General features: G+C 61.1%; 19 protein-coding genes and 1 tRNA gene. 13 read left to right on the top strand and 7 right to left on the bottom strand.

Annotation, left to right across the window (positions count from 1 at the left end):
- Positions 1 to 94: 94 nt before the first annotated feature.
- Both ACIP6G_RS17990 and ACIP6G_RS17995 read left to right on the top strand, forming a co-directional pair.
- Positions 95 to 544, top strand: coding sequence for a hypothetical protein (locus ACIP6G_RS17990; protein ID WP_105662501.1), 450 nt, complete (start codon positions 95 to 97; stop codon positions 542 to 544).
- A gap of 68 nt (positions 545 to 612) precedes the next feature.
- A complete protein-coding gene (locus ACIP6G_RS17995) occupies positions 613 to 1455 on the top strand; it encodes an aldo/keto reductase (RefSeq protein ID WP_105662502.1) in 843 nt (280 codons plus the stop codon).
- Between the two features lie 79 nt (positions 1456 to 1534).
- On the opposite strand, the gene ACIP6G_RS18000 is transcribed toward ACIP6G_RS17995, so the two are convergent.
- The 5 genes from ACIP6G_RS18000 to tmk form a co-directional block, all read right to left on the bottom strand.
- Positions 1535 to 2287 (bottom strand): YqjF family protein, encoded by a 753-nt coding sequence (locus ACIP6G_RS18000; protein ID WP_400291612.1) that lies wholly within the window; start codon positions 2285 to 2287, stop codon positions 1535 to 1537.
- Positions 2288 to 2558: 271 nt separating this feature from the next.
- Positions 2559 to 2630, bottom strand: a tRNA-Thr gene (locus tag ACIP6G_RS18005).
- Positions 2631 to 2712: 82 nt separating this feature from the next.
- Positions 2713 to 4248, bottom strand: coding sequence for an alpha/beta hydrolase (locus ACIP6G_RS18010; RefSeq protein WP_400291614.1), 1536 nt, complete (start codon positions 4246 to 4248; stop codon positions 2713 to 2715).
- Positions 4249 to 4271: 23 nt separating this feature from the next.
- On the bottom strand, positions 4272 to 5426 hold the full coding sequence (locus tag ACIP6G_RS18015) for a DNA polymerase III subunit delta' (RefSeq protein WP_400291616.1): 1155 nt from the start codon (positions 5424 to 5426) through the stop codon (positions 4272 to 4274).
- On the bottom strand, positions 5423 to 6076 hold the full coding sequence (tmk, locus tag ACIP6G_RS18020; protein ID WP_400291617.1) for a dTMP kinase: 654 nt from the start codon (positions 6074 to 6076) through the stop codon (positions 5423 to 5425). The genes ACIP6G_RS18015 and tmk overlap by 4 nt, the downstream gene beginning before the upstream one ends.
- 147 nt (positions 6077 to 6223) lie before the next feature.
- Here tmk and ACIP6G_RS18025 point away from each other — a divergent pair, with 147 nt between their 5' ends.
- The 4 genes from ACIP6G_RS18025 to ACIP6G_RS18040 all read left to right on the top strand — a co-directional run bounded on the left by ACIP6G_RS18025 (position 6224) and on the right by ACIP6G_RS18040 (position 9145).
- Positions 6224 to 7381 carry an aminotransferase class I/II-fold pyridoxal phosphate-dependent enzyme gene (locus ACIP6G_RS18025; RefSeq protein WP_332727722.1) on the top strand — a complete coding sequence of 386 codons (1158 nt, stop codon included), beginning with the start codon at positions 6224 to 6226 and terminating at the stop codon, positions 7379 to 7381.
- 70 nt (positions 7382 to 7451) lie between these two features.
- Positions 7452 to 7769: a DUF2516 family protein gene (locus tag ACIP6G_RS18030; protein ID WP_105658787.1), complete on the top strand. Its 318-nt coding sequence runs from the start codon at positions 7452 to 7454 to the stop codon at positions 7767 to 7769.
- A gap of 128 nt (positions 7770 to 7897) precedes the next feature.
- Positions 7898 to 8644 (top strand): phosphoglyceromutase, encoded by a 747-nt coding sequence (locus ACIP6G_RS18035; protein ID WP_332488251.1) that lies wholly within the window; start codon positions 7898 to 7900, stop codon positions 8642 to 8644.
- A 198-nt stretch (positions 8645 to 8842) separates the two neighbouring features.
- Complete coding sequence (locus tag ACIP6G_RS18040; RefSeq protein ID WP_038993831.1) at positions 8843 to 9145, top strand: DUF4193 domain-containing protein; 303 nt, start codon at positions 8843 to 8845, stop codon at positions 9143 to 9145.
- 425 nt (positions 9146 to 9570) lie between these two features.
- On the opposite strand, the gene phoU is transcribed toward ACIP6G_RS18040, so the two are convergent.
- Positions 9571 to 10224, bottom strand: a complete 654-nt coding sequence (gene phoU, locus ACIP6G_RS18045; protein WP_133835063.1) for a phosphate signaling complex protein PhoU — start codon at positions 10222 to 10224, stop codon at positions 9571 to 9573.
- Between the two features lie 227 nt (positions 10225 to 10451).
- Here phoU and ACIP6G_RS18050 point away from each other — a divergent pair, with 227 nt between their 5' ends.
- Together ACIP6G_RS18050 and ACIP6G_RS18055 are read left to right on the top strand one after the other, a co-directional pair.
- Entirely contained in the window at positions 10452 to 11666 is a 1215-nt protein-coding gene (locus tag ACIP6G_RS18050) for a cell wall metabolism sensor histidine kinase WalK (RefSeq protein WP_388024205.1), read from the top strand.
- Positions 11663 to 12343, top strand: coding sequence for a response regulator transcription factor (locus ACIP6G_RS18055; RefSeq protein ID WP_105658784.1), 681 nt, complete (start codon positions 11663 to 11665; stop codon positions 12341 to 12343). The genes ACIP6G_RS18050 and ACIP6G_RS18055 overlap by 4 nt, the downstream gene beginning before the upstream one ends.
- Positions 12344 to 12426: 83 nt before the next feature.
- Here the strand turns inward: ACIP6G_RS18055 and ACIP6G_RS18060 are convergent, their stop codons facing one another.
- Entirely contained in the window at positions 12427 to 12966 is a 540-nt protein-coding gene (locus ACIP6G_RS18060) for a hypothetical protein (RefSeq protein WP_332488239.1), read from the bottom strand.
- 353 nt (positions 12967 to 13319) lie between these two features.
- Here ACIP6G_RS18060 and ACIP6G_RS18065 point away from each other — a divergent pair, with 353 nt between their 5' ends.
- From ACIP6G_RS18065 to ACIP6G_RS18085, 5 genes are all read left to right on the top strand, one after another.
- Positions 13320 to 13805, top strand: a complete 486-nt coding sequence (locus ACIP6G_RS18065) for a CarD family transcriptional regulator (protein WP_038993823.1) — start codon at positions 13320 to 13322, stop codon at positions 13803 to 13805.
- Between the two features lie 104 nt (positions 13806 to 13909).
- The gene (gene ispD / locus ACIP6G_RS18070) at positions 13910 to 15151 is read left to right on the top strand and encodes a 2-C-methyl-D-erythritol 4-phosphate cytidylyltransferase (protein ID WP_400291621.1); all 1242 of its coding nucleotides are present in this window, start codon (positions 13910 to 13912) and stop codon (positions 15149 to 15151) included.
- Positions 15152 to 15238: 87 nt separating this feature from the next.
- Positions 15239 to 16690: a cysteine--tRNA ligase gene (gene cysS / locus ACIP6G_RS18075; RefSeq protein ID WP_400291622.1), complete on the top strand. Its 1452-nt coding sequence runs from the start codon at positions 15239 to 15241 to the stop codon at positions 16688 to 16690.
- Between the two features lie 50 nt (positions 16691 to 16740).
- Positions 16741 to 17688 (top strand): 23S rRNA (guanosine(2251)-2'-O)-methyltransferase RlmB, encoded by a 948-nt coding sequence (gene rlmB, locus ACIP6G_RS18080; RefSeq protein ID WP_105658780.1) that lies wholly within the window; start codon positions 16741 to 16743, stop codon positions 17686 to 17688.
- Between the two features lie 43 nt (positions 17689 to 17731).
- A partial coding sequence (locus ACIP6G_RS18085; protein WP_400291624.1) for a hypothetical protein occupies positions 17732 to 17954 on the top strand: 223 nt, incomplete at its 3' end.

Below are 17954 nucleotides of genomic sequence, written 5' to 3' on the forward strand. Positions count from 1 at the left end.
TTCGTTTTATGTCGACCCCGCTGCCGGGAACACTGCGGTGATCCCGGTAGGCTAGAACCAGTAATTCATCGGAATCCACCGGCAGAGAAGTGTAATGGCGTTCTTTTCACGACTGCGCGCTGAGCGTGCTGCTGCTCGCGAACTTGGCGAGGGCGTCTGGCGTCGCGCCCATGACCGTTTCCAGCGGTCATTGGACCGGGTCTTCCAGGTGGTAGAGGGCATCAACGATGACCAGGTTTACAATCAGCTGGTCCGAGAAGCCAATGAGATGGCTGTGCTGTTGCCGACCGTACGCCAGCTTTGCTGTGCGGCGCATCGGATCACCCCGAGCAATGACGACACGATCCCGCAGCTGACCTCTGCGGCGCATCGTTCGCTGACTAAGGCCGCCAATGATTTGGCGACGACCGCACAGGTCGTAGCGATGATGCGCATGCAGGCCGAAGCCGGCAAGCCGATCGATATCGAAGCCGTGCGCCATCGTGCCATGCTGGTGAAAGAAGACGTCAGCCGGGCCGTGCAATTGCTCGCTTCCAGCGAATAATTGGGTTTTCCCGATCGCTCGCGTGGTGTTCCACCGCGCAGGGCGCATCAGTGGACTAAATTAGTTGCATGACCCAAACAATTCCTGAACTGAAGTTCCTTGACGGAAACACCATCGACCAGCTTGGCTACGGCGTCTGGAAGGTCGCCGACGAGGACGCGGAAGCAGTCGTTGGCCAGGCCATCGACGCCGGCTACCGCCACATCGACACCGCACGCATCTATGGCAACGAAGCTGGCGTCGGCCGCGCAGTTGCAGCCAGCACCGTGCCACGCGAAGACCTCTTCATCACCACCAAGGTCTGGAACTCGGACCAGGGTTTCGAGAAGACCCTCGCCGCAGCGGATGCCTCGCTGGAACGGCTCGGCCTGGAATACGTCGACCTGTACCTGATCCACTGGCTGCAGCCCAAGCGCGGCACCTACGTGGACACCTGGAAGGCACTGATCCAGTTGCAGAAGGACGGCAAGGCCAAGTCCATCGGCGTTTGCAACTTCACCAAGGAAGCACTGGAAGAGCTCTACACCGAAACCGGCGTCCGCCCGGTGATCAACCAGGTCGAAACCCATCCGTACTTCCCGCAGGGCGAGCTGCGCGCCTACGAGGCCGAGCACGGCATCCTGCACCAGTCCTGGTCCCCGCTGGGCCACGGCGGCGAACTGCTCAGCGACCCAGTGCTGGTGGAGATCGCCAAGAAGCATGAAGCATCGGTGGCACAGGTAGTCATCGCGTGGCACCTGGCGGTAGGCAACGTGGTCATCCCGAAGTCGACCACCGAATCGCGCATCGTCGAGAACTTCGAATCGCTGAACGTGCATCTGGACGAGGAAGATCTGGCTGCCATCGCTACCCTGGACCGCGGAGCGGAAGGCCGTATCTCGGCTGACCCGGCAACCGCCGATTTCGAGTAAAAAAGCTAGGCAGAACAGAAGGCTCCCGGTTTCTTCCGAAACCGGGAGCCTTCTGCCGCAACTGCCTTGTGCCTGGCCTCTAGCAGTCCAGTACGGTTGGTGCAGCGAACAGCGTATCGACGCCTTCGGCGTACAGAACCGAGTCAGGAGCTCGATCAGCGAGAGTGGCGAAACCGGCGGCACGCAGCAGGCCATCGTCGAATTCAACGAGTTGTGCAGGTTGCAGCGGCCACGGTTCATGGTGGTTCCGGCAGTGCAAGGTGCGCCCAAGATGCCGCTGGTGGAACGCCCACTGTGCCGATAGCGCGATGGCGGTCTGCGAACCCGGGGTAATTGGACCGGCACTGGCAGAAGCTTCTACCGGACGCACGACGATGCGGGAACGTGCGCTCGGATTTCCGATGCGCCGTGTTGCATAGCTGATCGTGCCGGCCTTCTTCAGGATTTTCATGGACGACCACTGGTACTTCAACCCGAAGACTGCCCGCGCCATGAGCACAGGTAGCAGGCGTGATGCTTCAAGGCTCAGGAATACCACTGCGCGGCGTCCTTGATTGTCAACGGAATAGAGGCGCACATTGATCTCCGGGAAGTCACCCAACCACGGAATCGCAGGACCGGAGAAGAACGCACTGCGCGACATCTGGAAAGCGACGAGGCCCACCCAAGCGCTGCCGGCGACAATATCTGGCCGGCATCCTTCGGGCATGTACGGCGCCACCTCATCCGGGCTAACCCGCCAATGCAGGAACGCTACTTCGCTCCACCGTTGGCGCATGATCGCGTTGCCGCCTAGCGATGGCGGTTCAGGGGAGTACTGCAAGGATTGCATCAGTTTGGAATTCCTTGGAAATTGCTGTCGAAGGCTTATACCGCTATTGCCGGTCGCGAACCAGGATCGATGATCTGCTGATCGCGGAGTGAAGAATCGTTTGCCGGCTCTGGCCTAATTGAATATCCAAAAGCGCCGTTGGGCAAGATGCGGGATAAGAATGGACTGCGTGGGAATCGAAGACCCCGGGACCAGTCATGAAAATCCATTGAAAATTGCGAAAACCCCGGAATCATGCGGCAAGCGCGATTCCGGGGTTTTCTTCACAACGAGCCCCCTGCCGGATTTGAACCGGCGACCTGCTCTTTACGAGGGAGCTGCTCTACCCCTGAGCTAAGGAGGCCTGTACCTGCAAACAGGCACCACGTCACTTTATCCGAGGAATTGTCTGAACGTCAAAACGGCGACGACATCATCAAGCCCAATCAGCACCGGGTGCCGGCTTCGGGGACTTTGCCGTCAATCAGGTACTCATCCACCGCTTTGGTAATGCATTCATTGGAGCGTCCATATGCGGTGTGGCCATGGCCTTCATAGGTCAGCAGGGTCGCGTTATCCAGCTGCTGCGCCAATGCCTCAGACCATGCGTAGGGGGTAGCTGGATCGCCGACGGTGCCAATGACGAGGATCTCATTCGAGCCTTCCGCGTCGAGGACCTCAGGCTTGCCAGTGGCGTCGTGGTCCCAGGCCTCGCAGGTGATGCCGCCGTAGGCGAGATACTTGCCCAAGGTCGGGGCCGCACGCATCAACTCTGTTGCTTCGGCCTGCATCGCTTCTGGACTGGCGTCCATTGGACGGTCCAGGCAATTGATGGCGGTGAAAGCATCGGTGGAATTCGATGCATACGTGCCGTCGCCCTCGCGGTCCGCCGAGAGATCCGCGAAGCCGAGGATCATATCCACATCCGCGTCGTTGACGGCAGCGTTCATCGCATCGGTTATAATGGGCCAGCTGGAATCGTCATACAGCGGCAAGATGAAGCCGTTGATGAAGTCGATGATCGGCACTGCACGCCCGTCGCTGGCAGTCATTGGTTCGTTCTCCACCTGCGCAAAGAACTGCTGCAGCTGCACCTTGGCCTCTTCAACGGTTCCAGTGAACGGGCACTCACCGCTTTCAAGGCAATTGGCGAGCCACGCGTCGATCTCCTTCTCGAAGCCAACGGCCTGGGCCAAGGTGAGGTCCGAAGCTGTGCTGGTTGGATCCATGGCGCCATCGAGTACGAAGCGACCCACATTCCGAGGGAACAAATCAGCGTAGGTTGCTCCGAGGAAGGTTCCATAGGAGAAACCGAGGTAGTCCAGCTGTGCATCACCGAGCACAGCACGGATCACGTCCATGTCCTTCGCTGCCGAAACGGTATCGACGTGGCCTAGGAGATCGCCGGTATTGGACGCGCAGTCAGCTGCGTAGTCCTCGGTATCCTCGACAATTTCGTCCTGGTCTTCAGGAACCCAAGCCCGCAGGTTTTCCTGGCGTCCCTCATCGGTCTCGGCACCGCTTTGGCAGGTGACCGGGGAGCTTTCTCCCACGCCTCGCGGATCGAATCCGATGACGTTGTAGGTGCGCTGCAGGTCAGCGCTGAACATGCCTGGTACCGAGGACGCCACCAGATCCAGGCCGGATCCGCCTGGGCCGCCGGGGTTTACCAGCAGATTGCCTGTCGCTCCGTCCACTGCGCGGCGGTTCAACGCCAGATCAATGCTCTCGCCTTCGGGATCGGCATAGTCCAGCGGAACCTCTATGGTGGCGCATTCGATGATGCTGCCGCATTCTTCCCAATCGAGGTCTTGGCTGTAGAAGGATTCCAATCCTTCCGGTGTACTGGCGTTGGGCGCGGACTGCGACGCATCCGATGCGCCGGACTGCGAATCCGCTGTAGTGGAAGAGCAGCCGGCCAGGGTCAAAGCCAGAGCGGTCCCCACTGCGGCCAAGCGCATCATCGGTGAGCGTGCAGGCACTTTTAGTGTCTCCTTGTGATGGGTTAACGGCGTCCCGGCTGAGGCAGCAAACGGGTCATGAGTGCTTCCAGGGCCATGAGCTGGTTGACGTTGGCAGCCAAGCGGCTGCGCGTTTCATTGATGGCATCAAGCTGGGCCAAGGACTTCTCGCTGGACTGTTCCGCTGCGAAACGTTCGAGCTGCTCGCGCAGGTGCTCGTTGATCAGCTCAATTCCGGTTTTCAGCTGGATGCTCAAAACATCGCGGAAGAATGTGGTCAGGTCTGTCAGGGTACGGTCCAAGGCATCGAAAGCTGCACGCCGAGCGAATCGCTTGGCATCATCCTCCAGCGCCTTGAACTGTCCACGCAATCCAGCGGGGATGTTCTCCTCTGGACCCAAGCCGTTGGCGTGGCGCAGCTGGGCAATCTTGTTCTGCAGATCGGTGCCGGTAATGTTCTCGGCACGCTCGCTGGCCAGTTTGGAAATTTCTGCGGCAGCGGCCATCGCCTGCGGCAAGGTGGTGGTGCGCAACGGCAAGGTAACGACTTTTTCACGCTGGATGCGTGCTTGCTCGTCACGGGCCAGCAAACGGGCTACGCCAATGTGGGACTGCGAGACACGGGCAGCGAACAGCGCCTGTTCCGGTTCCAGGCCGTCACGGCGCACCAGAAGATCGGCAACATCCTGGGTGGACGGCACGGAGAGATTTACCGCGCGGCACCGTGATCGAATGGTCACCAGAACATCTGCAGGAGACGGGGCGCTCAGGATCCAGATCATCTTGGCGGGCGGTTCTTCAATGGCCTTGAGCAGCACGTTGGTGCTGCGCTCGGACATGCGGTCGGCATCTTCGATGATGATGATGCGCCAGCGGCCGGTGCCAGCACTTTCCTGTGCACGGGTAATCAGATGGCGGACGTCAGCGATCTGGTACTCGAATTTGTCGGTGGATACGAAGGACACATCCGGGTGCTCCGAATTCATGACCATTTTGCAGTTGGCGCACTGCCCGCAGCCGGCCGGGGCCTGGGTGCACTGCAAAGCTGCCGCGAAAGCCCGCCCCGCGGTGGTGCGGCCCGAACCCGGGGGACCGGTGACCAGCCAGGCATGGGTCGGGTTGCCGCGATCAACCTCAGCGGTCAACGTGGCAATGACACGTTCCTGCCCGGCAAGTTCTGCGAAGACCGGCCGGGTCACAGCAAGCCTGCCAAATGCTGCGCAACCGACTGGTGCAGCTTCTCCACGCTGGCGGTGGCATCCAGGACCAGATAGCGTTGCGGATCACGGGCCGCCAAGTCGAGGAAGGCGTTGCGGATGCGTTCATGGAAATCATCCGGCTCGGATTCCAAGCGATCCGAATCCTCCACGCCGCCGCTGGCCGCAATGCGCCGGGCACGTCCTTGCGCGGCGGAGATATCAAGAATGATGGTGGCATCAGGCTTCAGTCCGCCGGTTGCGAAGTCGTTAATCGATGCGACGGCATCAAAGCCGAGGGCACGGCCCATGCCCTGGTAAGCCAGCGAGGAATCAACAAACCGGTCGCAGATGACGTGGGTTCCGGCATCCAGCGCGGGGGAGATGACCTGCTGGACATGGGCGGCACGCGCCGCCGAGTAAATCAGGGCCTCGGTACGGGCATCGATCTCGCCGTGGCCATGTTCGAGCACCAAGGAACGCAGCTCTTCGCTGATCTGGGTTCCGCCTGGCTCACGGGTAGTGGTGACCTTGGCGCCACGGGACTCCAGCCATTGCTGGGCCAGGGCGACCTGCGTGGACTTCCCAGCGCCGTCACCGCCTTCAAAAACGATGAACAAGCCACGGGTTGGGGTACTCGATTCGATACTCACCCCACTAGCCTATCCAAGGACATTTAAAGATGTGCGCTGCAACGGCAGGATGTGCAACGAAAATGCGCCCAGTGTGGTGGATCAGTCAGATGAAATGTAGTGAAATCCACCGGCTGGCAGCGTCAAAGGAAGCGTAGAGTTTTTTCCATGAACCCCCGCACCGCAGAATCAGGCGCCAATCCGGCCTGGGATCCGAAAACTTTGCTCGTTGCCGGCGGGCGTCCGGCCCATGGCTACGATGCTCCAGTCAACCACCCGGTAACCTTCACCTCGACTTACCATTCCAAAGGCCAGGCGGCGCCGGGTGAACGCGTATATGCGCGCTTCTCCAATCCGACCTGGGATCCGTTTGAAGAAGTACTGGGCCAGCTCGAAGCGGCAACGCTGCCTGCCCTGGTGTTCTCCTCGGGCATGGCAGCTATTGCCGCCGCATTGAGCATCGTGCCAGAGGCCGGCGTGCTGGTGATGCCGCAGCATTCCTATAACGGTTCGCTGGCGTTGAGCGCAGAGCTGCAAGATGCGGGACGGCTGCGCATTCGCCCGGTGGATATTGCCAACACCGAAGAAGTGCTCGCTGCCTTGGATGGGGCCGATGTGCTCTGGGTGGAATCGCCAACCAACCCGATGCTGGAAGTCGCCGACCTGCCGACCCTGCTGGCTGCCGCCAAAGCGAAGAACGTCGTGAGCATCGTGGATAACACCTTTGCCACCCCACTGCTCCAGCAGCCGCTGGTCCACGGTGCCGACCTTGTAGTTCACTCGGTGACCAAGTACCTGTCGGGCCACTCGGACGTGATCATGGGCGCGCTGGTCACCAGCGACGAGCAGCTCCACAGCCGCCTGCATGGGTACCGGACCTTGCATGGCGCGATCGCCGGCCCGATGGATACCTTCCTCGCATTACGCGGGGTGCGCACCATGGCCGTGCGCCTTCAGCGTTCGCAGTCAAACAGCCAGGTGCTGGCAGAACGCCTCGCGGCACATCCCAAGGTGCAGGCCGTACGCTACCCGGGACTGCCCAACGACCCGGGCCACGCGCGCGCCGCGGACCTCATGGGTGGGTTCGGATCGGTGATCGCCTTTGAAGCGGGAAGCACCGCCGAAGAAGCGGACCGGGTGCTGGAAGCCTTCCAGCTCATCACCGGCGCCACCTCGCTTGGAGGCGTGGAATCCCTAGCTGAGCGCCGGGCCCGCCACGCTTCGGAGCCGGCCAGCGTCCCGGCCAGCCTGATCCGACTGTCAGTAGGCATTGAAGAGGTGGAAGACCTCTGGGCCGATCTGCAGCAAGCGCTGGACCGGCTTTGATGCCCGCGGGCGCTGATTTCCGCGCGTGGCACAGCGCCCATCATTTGCGCCAAAAAGGTAGAGTACAAGCATGAACATGTTGCGCATGGCCCAAATAATCGAGTACTACATGATGATCGCTTTGAGCATTGTCATCGTTGCGCTCGCCGTCTGGGCTTTGGTTGATTGCCTGCGTCATGGCGCAGATCGTTTCGCCCAGGAAGGCAAGCGCACCAAGGGGTTCTGGCTTGGACTGACCGTCGCCAGCACCGCCGTGGCACTGCTTGGCATCTTCAGCCAGGGCGGAATCGGCTTCCTGCAGCTGATCGGCGCCTGCATCGCCTGCGTGTACCTCGCGGACGTCAAGCCTGCCGTCAGCGGCAAAGGCGGCGGCTGGTACAACTACTAGGCGTGCCAAGGCACCAAGTTTTCCCGAAGACCTGCATCCGCATCTTGGCGGACTGCAGGTCTTCGCACTTTAATCACGGGCCTTAACTTTCGCACGAGCAGGCTTGCGCATTGGTTAGGATGGATTACATGAGCCACACTTTGATTTTGCTTCGCCACGGACAGAGCGAATGGAACGAAAAGAACCTGTTCACCGGTTGGTACGACGTATCGCTGACTGAGAAGGGCCGTGCTGAAGCTGCCCGCGGCGGCCAGCTGCTGACCGAAGCTGGCTACAAGCCGGAGGTGCTTCACACCTCCTTGCTGACCCGCGCCATTGTTACCGCGAACCTGGCCCTGGAGGCCGCTGGCCGTTCGTGGATCCCGGTGAACCGCGACTGGCGCCTGAACGAGCGCCACTACGGTGCGCTGCAGGGCAAGGACAAGGCGCAGACCTTGGCCGAGTTCGGCGAAGAGCAGTTCATGGAATGGCGTCGCAGCTACGACACCCCGCCACCAGCACTGGATGATTCCTCGGAGTTCAGCCAGATCAACGACGAGCGCTATGCGGCGTTGGGCGACTCCGCCCCACGCACCGAGTGCCTCAAGGACGTGCTGGATCGCATGCTTCCCTACTGGGAGAACAACATCAAGGCCGACCTGTCGGCAGGCAAGACCGTCATGGTCACCGCCCACGGCAACTCGCTGCGTGCGCTGGTCAAGCATCTGGATGGCATCAGCGATGAAGACATTGCTGGCCTGAACATCCCAACCGGCATCCCGCTGGTCTATGAGCTGGATGACAACTTCCAGCCAATCACCAAGGGCGGAACCTACCTGGATCCAGCAGCCGCTGCGGACGCCATCGAGGCCGTTGCCAACCAAGGCCGCAAGTAGGACACGCTTTTCGGCGGCATCGAGGCTGCTGGCTACTCGCCAGTAGTTCGCGATGCCGCCGTCCGCTTGTTAACGCCGAGGTAACGCCAAGCATCCGGCTGTGAGCGAAACAACTGCGCACGATTGTATTTTTGGCATTAGTATGCTGTAATCTCCTATTTCGAATAGGCTCAATGGCTCACGTTAGGAATGCAATTCGTGGCAACTGATTACGATGAAGTCCGCCCAGACGTTGCTGAGGCACGTAAGGCTTCTCTGGATGCGGTGAAGTCCGCAAACGCACCGGACGCCAAGTCGGTGGTGCGCGAGCTCGACGAGACCGACCACACCGATGGCATGGATCTGCCAGGTGCGGATCTATCCAACGAGGAATTGACCGTTACGGTCATTCCGCAGAAAGACGACGAGTTCATTTGCGGCTCGTGCTTCTTGATTCGCCACCGTTCGCAGCTGGTGCGCGAAGAGGGCAATGTAGGCTTCTGCGTCGAGTGCGAAGGCTAGAAGCCCGCTAGACGCTGGCGCCACTTGCGCGCCAACAACCTGCGAGGGCAGTCCACCGATCGGTGGACTGCCCTCTGCTGGTTTAACGGGCTGGATTCCCCGGATGGGACCGGACTCCAACGGCGGTCCCTGGGGTGCCCAGCGCTGCGTCGTGCGTCCGCTGGCATCCTGCCGGGGCAATGGCTGGACGTGCGCTCACCGTGAGCGCGTGGAGCTGCATGGCCGGACGAGGCGCAGCACTGCCATGCCAACGGGGCCGCGGGCCACGGCACGGTACCCAGTTCGCGCCGCGATGCGAAGGCTTCCCGGACCCCGGACACCCAGTTTCAGTGCTGAATGAGCTGGAGAGCAAAAATGGCGCCTGCCATCCGGTGGTACCGGATGGCAGGCGCCAAGGCGCAGCCTTATAGCTTAGGTCCGCGGACCTAGATCTCGGTGGGGTCCCATTCGCCGGTCACCAGATAGGTGACCTTGCGAGCTACGGACACACCATGATCGCCGAAGCGCTCAAGGTAGCGGCTGGTCAGCGATACGTCCACGGTGGTGGGTGCATTGGCATCCCAGTCGTCGGCCGCGACCAGGGTGAAGACGCTGGAGTGCAAGCGATCCAGCTGGTGGTTCAGCTCGATAATTTCGGTAGCGATCTGCAGATCGCGGGTGTCGAGCAAACGCGCAACGGCCTTGGCGATGTCAATATCGATCTTTGCCATCTGGGCAAAGGTGTCGGAAATCCTGGCTGGGATTGCCGGGTTGGGGAAGCGCAGGCGGGCCAGCTGCGCCAAGTGGCGTGCCAAGTCGCCCATGCGCTCCAGCGAAGCACTCATGCGCAGCGAACCGACGATCATGCGCAGATCGCTGGCTACCGGTCCCTGCAAAGCCAAGGTATCGATAGCGCGCTCATCGAGCTGGTTCTGCAGGAAGTCGATCTTCGCGTCCGCTGCGATGACTTCCTGGGCCAGATCGACGTCGACGTTGGCTAGCGAATCCCAAGCTCGATCCATTGCGGTTGCGACCTGGTTGGCCATCTCAATGAGTTCTTCGCCAATTTGCTGCAGGTCTGCTTGAAATACCTTACGCACAGCAGTTCCTTTCGAGTGTCGGTATCCATGCCGGATGGTGGACTGCCGTGGCAGCCAACCGCCCCGAAACAGTTTTGTGGCATGGTGGAGGGTCTTGCTCCAGCTTGTCAGCGGGTGATTAACGAATATGCCACGAAAGGTGAACGTTTGGTGAACAGCGCGCCGAAATCGACTAAATCACGTCATTTAGGGCCGGTGCCACCCAAAGGTGAAGCTAGTCTAAAGATGTGAACGAAGTGATCTCGACTCTTATAGCCGGCGTCCTCGGCCTGGCTCTGGGGATCGTTGGCGTCATCGCCTTCCGGCTTTCCCAGAACCGCTCCTCGAAGCTGCCGCAGGTCGACGAACCCGTGCTCCCCGAGGGAGCCGCCGCCGTCCTGTCGGTCATTGGACGCGCCTTCGTAATCCTTGATGACGTCGACGGGGTGGTTCGAGCCAACCCCGCTTCCTACGCCTACGGACTGGTGCGAGGACACACGCTCGTCCACAACGAACTGCTCTCGCTGGTGCGGCAGGTTCGCGCCGACGGCGTGATTGCCGAAAGCCAGTACGAGCTGCAACGCTCCACGCTGGGTGCCGGGCAGCTGATTGTCCATGTGCGCGTGGCACCGCTGGGCGACGAGTACATTCTCCTGCTGGCCGACGACCGTACCGAAATCACCCGTACCGAAGCGATGCGCAACGACTTCGTGGCCAACGTTTCCCACGAGCTGAAGACTCCTGTCGGCGCGATCGGCCTGCTGGCCGAGGCCATTACCGAGGCTGCCGATGACCCCAAGGCGGTACGCCGCTTCTCCACCCGGATGGACAAGGAATCGCGGCGCCTGGCCGCCCTGGTCCAGGACATTATCGAGCTCTCCCGCCTGCAGGCATCCGATGCCATCGTGCAGGGCCAGGAAGTGAATATCGACAGCGTCGTGGCCGAGGCAGTTGACCGCAGCCACCTGATTGCCGAGGAAAAGGGCATCGCCATTACCGTAGGCGGACATCTCGAGGAGCCGATCCTGGGCGATGCGGACCTGCTGATGACTGCGATCCGCAACCTGATCGATAATGCCATCCGCTACTCCCCGGAGAACACCACGGTAGGCGTGGGCATCCGGCAGCGTGATGGCTATGCGCAGATCTCGGTCACCGACCAGGGACCCGGGATTTCGGCCGAAGAGCAGGAACGCGTTTTCGAGCGCTTCTACCGCGTGGACTCCGCACGTTCGAGGCAGACCGGGGGCACCGGCCTGGGGCTGAGCATCGTCAAGCACGTGCTGGCCAACCACGGCGGCGAAGTGTCGCTGTGGTCGCAGCCGGGCCACGGATCCACATTTACCCTAAGACTTCCCCTAGCGGACGAAGAACCGGCGACCAGCAATGTGCTTGCCGGCCAGACGATGAAGGAACGAACGATCGAGACGAATGCGTCCGATCGTGAAGGAGGACGCCGATGACCCGCATATTGATCGTTGAGGACGAGGAATCGCTCTCTGACCCGCTGTCCTACCTGCTGGAACGCGAAGGTTTCGAAGTCCGGATCGCCGACGACGGTCTGAAGGCCGTGACCGAGTTCGAACGCCATGGCGCAGACCTGGTGCTGCTGGATCTGATGCTCCCGGGCCAGCCCGGAACCGAAGTGATCCGCCAGATCCGCCTGAACAGCCAGGTCCCGGTCATCATGCTCACCGCAAAGGACTCGGAGATCGATAAGGTCGTCGGCCTGGAGCTCGGCGCCGACGACTACGTCACCAAGCCGTACTCCTCCCGCGAATTGCTGGCCCGCATCCGTGCTGTACTGCGCCGCCAGGGCGAAGGCGAAGAACTGATCAGCAATGTGGTCACCGCCGGTCCGGTGCGAATGGACGTGGAACGCCACGTGGTCTCGGTCGACAACACCGAGGTATCCATGCCGCTGAAGGAATTCGAGCTGCTGGAAATGCTGTTGCGCAACGCCGGTCGAGTGCTCACCCGAGGCCAGCTGATTGACCGCGTCTGGGGCAGCGACTACGTGGGGGACACCAAGACTTTGGATGTGCACGTCAAGCGCCTGCGCTCCAAGATCGAGGTCGACCCGGCGGTGCCCGAACGCCTGGTGACCGTGCGCGGGCTGGGCTACAAGTTCGTGGTCTAAAGCCAAAGAGCCAGGATACGCCAAGAGCCTCGGACAAAATCTTTCGATTCTGTCCGAGGCTCTTGTTTTGTCTTGCGCGAAGCTTAGTGGCCCGAAGTGGAGTGGGTCTCTTCTGGAGTCAGGTGCTCGGTAACCGACTGATCAGCACCGCCTGGTACGAAGTCGCGGTATTCAGCCAGGGTGCCATCGACAACTGGAACGCTAAATTCCACGTTCTCACCGGCAACGGTGAAGACCGAGTCGGCGTGTTCGCCAGCTGCAATGCCCATGTTCTTGATGATCTGCTGGTTCTTGTCTTCTTCAAGCTTGATGGTGCCGTCTGCAGGAACCTGGATGGAGACAGGTGCTGCGTTGTCAGCCTTGACCGACAGGGTCAGCGCGGAATCGCCGGCGTTGACTACGGAGCCGATCAGGCGGGCTTCAGTGTCGTCGCTGTTGGTGACGAACATCAGGTTGCGGACCTTTGCGTCTGCGACATCGACGTTGACGCCATCGCTGGCGGCGTAGTCGGTGTTGGTGGCCTGCTCGTTGATGGCGCCACAGCTGGTGACACCGAATGCCAGGGCAGCCACAGCGAGGGACGCGGCAATGCGACGTCCAGCGGTCATGCGTGCGGTGATCACGACACTAACTCCTCGGTGAGAAAAATGAGTTGCTTCGGTTCGTGGCCTGCTTAATCGAATGCACCTAGGGCAGGGGCAATCGAAAATTGGACCACGATTACCTCTAAGCCTAGCTGTTTTTCACGCAAAGACGCGATTTAGCGACGTGCAACACACGCATTTCGACAAGTTGTAGACAACCGATGCGGGGAAGGGGGTTGGTGCGCAGTCGACTGCCCTATCTTCTTCATAGCATGTTTCTCTTGCGAGTGGAAGAGGCATTTCCGCGTGAATTCGCGGTTATATGGGGCACAGTCGCAGGATCCGGAATAGCAAACATGGTAGACTAGGGCGTGGGAAAGGGGTTTATCCACATGGTTTTTGAGGTTGGCGAGACTGTTGTCTACCCGCACCACGGTGCCGCGATGATCGAAGAGATCAAGATGCGCAAGATCAAGGGCGAAGAGAAAATGTATCTCAAGCTCAAGGTGGCTCAGGGCGACCTGACCATTGAGGTTCCTGCTGAGAACGTTGATCTTGTTGGCGTACGTGACGTGGTAGGTCAGGAAGGCTTGGACCATGTGTTCGATGTCCTTCGTGCTGAATTTACCGAAGAGCCGACCAACTGGTCGCGCCGCTACAAGGCAAATGTCGAGAAGCTCGCTTCCGGCGATGTCATCAAAGTTGCAGAAGTAGTTCGCGACTTGTGGCGCCGAGAAAATGACCGTGGTCTGTCGGCAGGCGAAAAGCGCATGCTGGCAAAAGCTCGCCAGGTATTGATCAGTGAATTGGCCTTGGCCAAGGATCTGGACGAGGCCAAGGCAGAAGGCCTCTTGGACGAGGTTCTGGCTTCGGCCTAGCCCCGTTCCGGTAACGCATCGCCGTGAAACGCTCCCAAGCGTTTCACGGCTTTTGGCGTTAAAGCGGCCAAGGCCGAACCGCGCGGCACGATAAGCTGGGCGCTGTGAAGCAAAGCGAAGTGCAGAACTCAAGCCTGATCCTCGTGGCTGCTGGAATGGGAACCCGCCTCGGCGCTGGCCTTCCCAAGGCGATGGTCCAGGTGGCCGGAAAATCCCTGGCTGAACATGCCGTGGACCGGGCGCTGGGAATTCCGCAGATCACCGAAATCATCGTGGTGACCCCGCCGCAGGACGAACGCCTGGCCGCGGCCATGGCGCAGTACGGGGACAAGGTGCGCACCGTGCCCGGTGGCGCCAGCCGCGCCGCGTCGGTCCGCGCCGGCCTGGCTGAAGCCAGTTCCGCCGCCACCAACATTCTGGTGCATGACGCCGCCCGCGCTTTTGCCCCGGCGAAGCTGCATGAACAAGTGCTTGGCGCTCTGGCCGACGAGCAGTGCAACGCCGTCATCCCGGCGCTGAACGTCACCGACACCATCTGCGTGGTGGAGCTCGATGCCGCCGGCGAGCACGAAATCATCAAGGAAACCCCGGCACGTTCCATCCTGCGCGCGGTGCAAACCCCGCAGGGCTTTGACGCGCAGCTGTTGCGCGATGCCCACGCCCAACTGGATGGCTGCACCAAGGCAGAACTGGAGCAGGTTACCGACGACGCGTCGATCGTGCGGGCTTTCGGAGCCGAAGTCCATGTGGTGCCGGGATCGCAGCAAGCCATGAAGGTCACCTATCCCGGAGATCTCGACGCGGCAGGCAAGCTCGCGGCGAACCAGCCCGCGGCCACCCCAAGCGCAAAGGAAGAAACCATGATCCTGCCACGAGTCGGCAACGGCATCGATGTTCACGCGGTCAGCGAAGACCCGACTCGCGAAATGTGGCTGGCAGGACTGCACTTCCCGGAAGACACCGGGCTTTCGGGCCACTCCGATGGCGACGCGGTAGCGCACGCGGCCTGCGATGCGCTGTTCTCCGCTGCGGGCATTGGCGATCTGGGCACGCACTTCGGGGTGGACCGACCGGAATTCGCCGGGGCCAGCGGTGTGAGCCTGATTGCAGAAGCCGCCCGCCTGGTGCGGGAGGCGGGATTCGAAATCGGCAATGTCGCGGTGCAGTTCGTTGGCCGCCGCCCGCGCTTTGCCGCGCGCCGCGAAGAAGCCAGCAAAGTGCTGAGCGAGGCTATCGGCGCCCCAGTCAGCGTCATTGCGACCACCAGCGACGGGCTGGGCTACGAGGGGGAAGGCAAGGGCGTGACAGCCTATGCCACCGCACTGGTCTACCCGGTATCGGGCTAGGCCCCTTGGCGCAACCGCGGGGCTTCGATCATCGAGAGTGTCACAAGTGAAGTACAAAGGGTGCATCCATCGGATAACCTTAAAGGCGTGAGCCTGCGATTCTATGACACCAAAACAGCATCCGTACGCGACTTCCAGCCATTGGCGGAAGGCGAAGTCAAGCTGTACTACTGTGGCGCCACCGTGCAGGGCATGCCGCACGTGGGCCACGTCCGCAGCGCCATTGTCTTCGACCTGTTGGTGCGCTGGCTCGAATACCGCGGCTTTGCCGTCACCACCGTCCGCAACGTGACCGACATCGATGACAAGATCCTGGAGAAGTCGGCGAGTTCCTTCGCCGAGGACTTCGAGGCGGATGCCCATTACAAGCCGCGCGAAGAATGGTTCGCCCTGGCGTACCGCTTCGAGCAGGAATTCGCACGGGCCTACGAGGCTCTGGGTGTCCAACGCCCGACTTACGAGCCCCGCGCGACCGGCCACATCACCGAAATGCATGAGCTGATTGCACAGCTGATCGAACGCGGCCATGCCTACCCGGCGGCCGACAGCTCCGGAGATGTCTATTTCGACGTGCGCTCCTATGAGCAGTACGGCGCACTGACCCGCCAGAAGATCGACGATATGCAGGACGCGCCGGATTCGGATCCGCGCGGCAAGAAGGATCCACGCGACTTCGCGCTGTGGAAGGGCTACAAGGGCACCGATCCGCTGACGGCTTCCTGGCCAAGCCCCTGGGGACGCGGCCGCCCAGGCTGGCACCTGGAATGCTCGGCGATGGCTGGCAAGTACCTGGGCAGCGAATTCGACATCCATGGCGGCGGACTGGATCTGCGCTTCCCGCACCACGAGAACGAAATGGCCCAGTCCAACGCGGCTGGCCACGGCTTTGCAAACTTCTGGATGCACAACGGCATGGTCACCTATGAGGGTGAGAAGATGTCCAAGTCCATTGGGAACACCATTTCCCCGGAAGAAATGCTCGCGCTGGCCGACGCCCGCGTGGTGCGCTACTTCCTGGGCCAGGCGCAGTACCGTTCGATGCTCGACTACCGCCCGGACTCGCTGACCGAAGCGGGGGCAGCGGTCGAACGCATCGACACCTTCATCTCCAATGCGCGCTACCGCCTGGGTGCCGTCGCCGAGTCGATCGTGGCCACCGGGGTTCCGGAAGCTTTCGGCACCGCGATGGATGATGACCTGAACGTTCCAATGGCGCTGGCCGCGCTGCATGAAACCGTGCGGCTGGGCAATGCATCCTTGGATAGCCGTGACGACGCTGCCACTGCCAAGGCCTTGGGCCAGGTCTTGGCCATGACCCAGGTATTGGGCCTGGATGATGCCGGCAGCAATGAAAGCTCGAAATCTTCTGCAGAGCACGCAGCCCTGGATCAGCTGATCCAGGCCCAGTTGGCTGAACGCGCCGAAGCACGCGCTGCCAAGGACTGGGCACGCTCCGACGCCATCCGCGATGCGCTGGCATCCGCTGGCATTACCGTGGCGGACTCGGCCGATGGCGCTCGCTGGACTCTGGACAACTAGTCGCGAACACGCGCGGCACCAATGAACTCAAAACTAAAGGACATGAACCAATGAACAAAAAGGGCCCAACCAAGGGTAGTGGTGGCAAGGGACGTCGTTCCCTCGAGGGCAAGGGCCCGACCCCCAAAGCGGAGGACCGCCCGTACCACAAGGCTTACCGTGCCAAGCAGCTCTCTGAGCGCTCGGCCGCCAAGCGCAGCACCGGCCGTCGAACCGACCGCATCAAGGTCAACGCCGAGTTCGTCACCGGCCGCAACTCCGTCGTTGAGGCGCTGCGCGCCGGCATCCCTGCCAAGGCGCTGCACGTTGCCATCCGCATCGACGTCGATGACCGCGTCCGCGAATCCCTGAAGCTGGCTGCCGAGCTGGGCATCCCGCTGATGGAAGCATCCAAGCCCGAGCTCGACCGCATGACCGATGACGCGATCCACCAGGGCATGGCCCTGCAGATCCCGCCATACGAATACAAGGATGCAGTCCAGCTGGCTACCAAGGCCATCAAGGACTTCGACAAGGGATACACCCGGACCCAGCCGCTGTTCCTGGCACTGGATGGCATCACCGACCCGCGTAACCTGGGTGCGATTGTCCGTTCGGCTTCGGCCTTCGGCGCAGACGGCGTGATCATTCCAGAGCGCCGCAGCGTCGGCATGACCGCTTCGGCATGGAAGACCAGCGCCGGTGCAGCTGTACGCGTACCAGTAGCCAAGTGCAGCAACCTGACCAGCGCACTGAAAGAAATCAAGGCTGCTGGCATTTTCGTGATCGGCCTCGACGCCGGTGGCGACATGGAGCTTCCGAACTTCGAATTGGCTACCGGCCCGCTGTGCATCGTGGTTGGTTCCGAAGGCAAGGGCCTGTCCCGGCTGGTCCGCGAAAACTGCGACGCCATCGTTTCGATTCCAATCGACTCGGCAATGGAATCGCTGAATGCTTCGATGGCTGTTGGCATCTCGCTCTACGAGGTATCGCGTTTGCGCGCTGGACAGTCCAAGTAGTCTCCAAGCACCGTGAAGGGGCCATAACTTGCCAAGGCAAGTTATGGCCCCTTTTCATTGGGGTGACCTGCTTCATAACAACAATTTTCCGTTGTTTTTAGCCGATATTCACCTTGGACCGCAGGGAATCCGCATGATTCCGGGGATTCTGCGCAGAAAAGCATGGAAACTGGCCGATTTTGCGTCGTGGCTGAACCCGTGTAGAGTTTTATCTCGCGCCGCTGATCCGGACAGCCTGAAAGGGCGAAACGGAAACGGCGGGGTGA

The sequence above is a fragment of the Glutamicibacter sp. NPDC088483 genome (genome assembly GCF_044753145.1).
In the GTDB taxonomy this organism is placed as follows: Bacteria; Actinomycetota; Actinomycetes; order Actinomycetales; family Micrococcaceae; genus Glutamicibacter.